Annotated in this window: 5 protein-coding genes; all 5 read right to left on the bottom strand. The window is 39.0% G+C overall.

Features of this window, described 5'->3' with window-relative positions; translation table 11 throughout:
* A partial coding sequence (locus MTBBW1_RS26680) for a restriction endonuclease subunit S (protein ID WP_080809907.1) occupies nt 1-1,165 on the bottom strand: 1,165 nt, incomplete at its 3' end.
* Nucleotides 1,155-1,682 carry a hypothetical protein gene (locus MTBBW1_RS26675; protein WP_080809903.1) on the bottom strand — a complete coding sequence of 176 codons (528 nt, stop codon included), beginning with the start codon at nt 1,680-1,682 and terminating at the stop codon, nt 1,155-1,157. The genes MTBBW1_RS26675 and MTBBW1_RS26680, both read right to left, overlap by 11 nt.
* Nucleotides 1,672-3,231 (bottom strand): type I restriction-modification system subunit M, encoded by a 1,560-nt coding sequence (locus tag MTBBW1_RS26670; RefSeq protein ID WP_080809900.1) that lies wholly within the window; start codon nt 3,229-3,231, stop codon nt 1,672-1,674. Before MTBBW1_RS26670 ends, MTBBW1_RS26675 begins: the two co-directional genes overlap by 11 nt.
* An 84-nt stretch (nt 3,232-3,315) precedes the next feature.
* Nucleotides 3,316-5,121: an N-6 DNA methylase gene (locus tag MTBBW1_RS26665; RefSeq protein WP_080809897.1), complete on the bottom strand. Its 1,806-nt coding sequence runs from the start codon at nt 5,119-5,121 to the stop codon at nt 3,316-3,318.
* Between the two features lie 10 nt (nt 5,122-5,131).
* Nucleotides 5,132-5,392, bottom strand: coding sequence for a hypothetical protein (locus MTBBW1_RS26660; RefSeq protein WP_080809894.1), 261 nt, complete (start codon nt 5,390-5,392; stop codon nt 5,132-5,134).
* Between the last annotated feature and the right edge of the window lie 546 nt (nt 5,393-5,938).

Raw genomic sequence — 5,938 nt, 5'->3', positions numbered from 1 at the left:
CAAAAGTTCCAGATCTTGATTCTGCCATTATTTGAAGATGATTAATGGCTGACTCCTGCTTTAAAACTAAATATGTAAACATTGAACTGATATCGCCAGTTGCCCTCAGAACCATTAACTTAGTTGAAACGACATGATTTGAACCATCAAAATGAACATATGCGAAACGTCTATTTTTAGGTCTTATTTCACTATAAAGTATATCTTTTTCACGTATTGTTTTCTTAGCTTGACCTGGAAGTCCAGCCGTTGCAGAATAATTCTGATGTAAAAAACTTCCATCCAAAATATCACCCGTATTTAAAAATACGACTTTATCGACTGTCTTTAATGGATAAGTATCTGAAACAGAGCGTAAAAGATTGCCTAAAGGAACAACCTCCCACCCCTCCGGAATCCACCCCATTTCTTCCGTAAATTGAAACGCTGCGGGAAACTGCCTGGCAACCTCACGATTGGCAGTCCCATCGGCAAGGGCTTTATGGCGGGTTTCTGCACGGGCGGCGAACTCTTCGGGGATTGGGTTTCCGGCGGTAAGGGCATTGTCGATCACCGGGTCGAAATCTACAAACCAGCTTTTGAAGAGGGCTTGAGCCATTCCTTCCAGGGTGGCGTTCATTTGACGGTTTAGCTCAATTTTGTCGTCTAATGATCCCAGGATGTGGGAGATTCTTTTTTGTTCGGGAAGGGGCGGGATTGGGCACGTAAACTCCGAGATACGACTTGGTGAAGTATGCTTGACCGTTGTTCCTGTTGCAGAGCCGACTATCCAGCTTCTATATTCATGCGAACAAAGTAGATAACTAACGAACTTGGGGTGACTTTGGGTTGGATCTTTAAATTCGAGGAGACCAATACGTTGATTATGCAACCAAATATTTGAGTCTTCGGGAACAATAGCAGCATTTCCAAGTGTATCTGAAGCTTTGCTCAAGTCAGTCATTGTTACGATGATGTCGCCAGCATTTAGGATATAATCATCAGGGACTGGCCCATTGTAATATTTTGGCTTATCATTCTGAAATCCTCCGCCTATAGAAAAATTTCCTGGTGTCGTCAGCAAGTGACGTGTCTCGATATCAGTGAAATACTCACCTTTGAATGCGAAGCCATGTTTGACCTTGAAAAGGTCACCAAGTTTTTTTTCGGGCCAATTACTCTCCATAAGCCAAACCCTCCCAATTCCACTGAATCATAGCTCCTTGTATTCCATTCCGATACCATGTAAGGTCAGCACAATCAGACATTAGATTTAAATATAAACCGAGCCTGTATCTGAAATCATGGTTTGGATTTGTTGCACCACGCAATTTGTTATCATCACTTGTCCCAATTTGAAAATTTATATTTTTCTTGACCTCAATAATCAATAGATTGTTGTCATTGCGACCGCGCTTATGCACTATGATGTCAGGGCGCTTGCCACCCCCACCAGGAACGAGACGTTTAGGATCTTCACCATTCTTGTTGTATTCAGTATCAACATCGTAGACTGTTTGATCAAACAATTCGATATGAAGATGCTCGCATAAGAGGACTTCCAAATAGAGTGCTAGTCTGTGCGATAAAGTCTCTTCTTGCACCCCTCGCCGAATCAAATCGACATCTCGTCTATAAAGATGCACAAGGGCTTTATCAACCAATACTTTGAGTTCTTCTACTGTTGGTTCTTTAATCTCCATAACCCAGCACCTCCAGATTCTCCCGAATCACCGAATCCAGCTTTGCCGACTCTGCCATCTGTGCGTAAAGCGTTTGGCTCATCTCGGTCATCTTGGTTTCAAAGGGGATGCCGTCATCTTCCAGGGGAGGTGCTCCGACATAACGCCCAGGGGTGAGGACATAATCGTTCTTTCGGATCTCTTCCAGATTGGCAGATTTGCAATATCCGGCTTGATCTTCATAATAGTCGTTTTTCTCTTCACTTCGCCAGTCGTGATAGGTCTTGGCAATGGCTTCAATATTTTCATCTGTGAGCTCTTTTTGCTTTCTGCTGATCATCTCCCCGATCTTTCGGGCATCAATGAAGAGAGTCTCACCCTCACGGTTGCGGAACCCTCGCTCACTGTCGGCTTTTTTGGATTTGGTGAGAAACCAGAGACAGACGGGAATCTGGGTGGTGTAGAAAAGCTGACCCGGAAGTGCCACCATGCAGTCCACCAGATCATTTTCCACAAGTTTCTGACGGATTGACCCTTCACCTGAAGTATTGGTGGACATGGAACCATTGGCAAGGACAAAACCTGCCACACCATGCTCGGAGAGCTTGGAGACCATGTGGAGAATCCAGGCATAGTTGGCATTGCCCACGGGCGGGGTTTCGTATCCATCCCATCTTGAATCGTCGGTGAGTTCATTGGCTGCCCGCCATGCCTTCATGTTGAAGGGCGGATTTGCCATGATGTAGTCTGCCTTTAGATCTGGATGCTGGTCTTTAAAAAAGGTGTCGGCAGGGACTTCCCCAAGATTTGCTGAGATTCCCCGGACTGCCAGATTCATCTTGGCAAGCTTATAGGTGGTGGTGGTGTATTCCTGCCCATAAACTGAAATATCCTTGGTGTTGCCGTGGTGACTCTTCACAAACTTGAGGGATTGCACGAACATACCGCCGGAACCGCAGCAGGGATCATAAATTTTGCCTTTGTATGGCTCTATCATCTCGGCAATGAGATTGACCACACACTTGGGAGTGTAGAACTCGCCGCCTAATTTACCTTCGGAAGCGGCAAATTTGCCCAGGAAATACTCATAGACCCTGCCTACCACGTCCTCTCGCTTATCCTGAACGGTGTCAATGTTGTTGATGGCATCTATGAGGGCTGAAAGTTTACTGCCATCAAGACCCAGACGGGAAAAATAGTTGTCCGGCAGGGCACCTTTGAGGGATGCGTTGCTTTTTTCCACTGCTGTCAGGGCAGAATCAATTTTTATGGCTATGTCGTCCTGCTTGGATTGCTGCTGGATATAGCTCCAGCGTGAGGTTTCCGGCAGATAGAAGATGTTCTTCATGGTGTAAAACTCCACCATGTCGATGTATTTTTCCTGTCCTTCTGATACAAGTTCCGCACGGCGTTCTTCAAATTTATCAGAAACGAACTTGAGGAAGATTAAACTCAGGACAACGTGCTTGTATTCCGAGGATTCCACGCTTCCCCGTAAACGGTTAGCAGAATCCCACAGGGACTCTTCAAAGCTTTTATTGTTTTTGGATGCTGAATTTTTTTTAGCCATTATACTCCTGTTGATACTTCATAAAGAAATTTCAATATACTTAAAAATATAACTATCTTATTTTATTAAATAAATTTTCGGAAATTATTTATTCCAATGCTTTTTTTTTATATCATCTAACTGTTGTTCTAAGTCTTTCATTTTATGTTGAATTTTTATCTCTTCTTCAAAGGATTTCAATACTTCTTTTTGTTCTTCTTTTGTAAGAATGATTACAGGAAAATTTTTAATATCACGAACCTGAACCATTTGAACTGCTGTTCCAGCAGCTTTTGACTTGATTAATTCTTGACCTACAAAGGAACGTAGGTACATGTATAGGATTCGAGGATCAATAATGATATTTTCTTTTTCTTTTAACCGAAGAATTTGAAAAGACTGACCAGCGAGCCAGTCACCTTCAAAACTTGGTGGTACTATACCAACCACACCGATACTCCCTTTTGTAGAGATAAGTATATCAAGAGGTTTTAACCGCTGTTGTTTAGCTTTTTGAAGTTTTTTACTACTGACCAGTGAAGAATGACCAGGTTTTTGGATATAGCCTGTTAAAGGTATATCGCTAACCATTACCTCTAAAAATTCATGTACTCCATCTTCTTTTGAACGAACTGACTGAGACCGCATTATGTCCGCTATCTTGTTGATTTCAATCACACTGCTTTCATTTATTAAATTTTCGAGGCTCTGTTGGGCTGAAGACAGAACATAACGGTTAGGTAATAGGTTAAACTCGTTATCTTCACAAATTTTGGATGAAATAATTTTAGAATAAGGTCCATCACACGGATTCTTAATTATGGATATAATTTCATCAATATTACTAAGTGTATTGCGATTATTCTGGCGTTTGAAAAATCTTTCTGATGAGGCATCTATAAATAAAATATCGTATGGAGAAACATTATTAGATTGTAAATTCAAAACAACAAGGGCAAAAGGAATAGATGTATTAGCTAATAATCCTGGAGGTAATGAAATAATTGCTTCAATTAATCCTTTCTCAATTATATCCTGTTTTAATTCCTTTTCTCCAGCACTTGTTCTAAAGAGTATCCCAAGAGGAACTGCTATTATTGCTTTTCTTTTGGTTTGAGCAATACAATGACGTATATGTAAAACCTCGCCGTATAAGGATTTTTCTGAAAATCTATTAAAAATATCAGCAGTTTCTTGTCTATAACGTATACCAAAAGGTGGAAAAGCAACAGTGACATCAAACTTTCTTAGTTTCCCATTTTCTACCCAACTTGGTGCTTCAATTGGGTCGCTAAAATTAGGATTCAAACTTATGTCACAAAGGATATTTACTAAGTAAGGATAGGCTGATTCAACAGGGCTTTCAGTAAAAATATTGTTTGTATAATCAGCACAAATGATTGCTCCATTATATGAGGATTCAAAAGGGCAATAAACATTTTCATTTGATTGAATATCAGCGATATCTGTAGCAAGTTTAGCCACTTCATAATTTATTCGAGTCAAGCCAGACTGAGAATCATAATAACGTGCTATATCCCACACAATATTTTCATAGTCTATGTTATCACTCTGATAGGCAGACCATAAATAATCCAACAATGCGATTAAGACACTGCGGTTAATCATGGCTATGCTACCTGACACCTTAAAGCCTTCAACATTTAATCCAATTTTTTTAGATAACTCAGAAGGGCTTTTGGCTAAACCATAAAAAAGATTTTCAAGCAAAGAGGTGGTGATTTGCCCTTTACGGACAGATTCAAATGTTTTTTCAGGACAAAGTTCGTTTTTTTTAGATAGTTTAAGCCAACTTAATACTTGAAGAATAAAAAGATCGACTGCTGACTTTTGTAATGAAGATTCACCCCTCAATATATTATATATATTCCATATTAGATTGTCGCTCATGGTGATCTCCTTAATACGAATGATAGCTATTTAAGTGATATGTCGTAATTTTTATATTATCTTTTTCAACAACAACTAATCCCCCTTTTTCCATCATTTTTTGGGCGATTTTTTGGACGGATTGTAATTCATCCAATAAGCATTGAAGTCCTTTTTTATTCAAAATAATTTTATCTTGTTGTTTGATGCCATACGTCATCGTCAAATCAACCATAGACTGCCTAATACCTCTCTGGGACATTCGAGCTTGGATATGGCGTGTTTTACCCATATTATTTCTCCTTTTAAAATTAAAATTATGAAAACGTAAATAAAATACTTTATTTTAAAAGTCAAGCTCTGATTTTTATTTGTTTAACATTACTTTTTTATTTTAACACATGATTAATGTATTAAGTCAATAATTAGACAAATTTGAAAATCATCAAATAAAACGGATATTCATAAACATGCATAGTTCCAATAACCGTAGTATGGTCTTAAATTTGATTTTCACATTTCCCCCCTCAAATATCCTAATTATCTTTTGCCCATCCGAAGTACACAAACGTCAAAATGCCTGAAAATCTAACATTATTTTTTATAGAATGCACTATTATTCTAACAAATATACCATATTTGCTTCTGATTTAATACTGTCCTACCTCCTGGTAATATTCATATACCTTTTGTTGCTGCTTTTCCTCTTTTTACTGGCAGTATTGTATGGTATTATCCTGCTCCTTTGTTTTCCAATCTTTTCCAATCTTCTTACTCTTCTGCAAGCAGGTCACTATGAAAGATAAAATATTAATATTGCAAAGTATCTATAAAAAAT

The organism is Desulfamplus magnetovallimortis (assembly GCF_900170035.1).
Taxonomy (GTDB): domain Bacteria; phylum Desulfobacterota; class Desulfobacteria; order Desulfobacterales; family Desulfobacteraceae; genus Desulfamplus; species Desulfamplus magnetovallimortis.
This window is presented reverse-complemented; position numbering and strand designations above follow the sequence as displayed.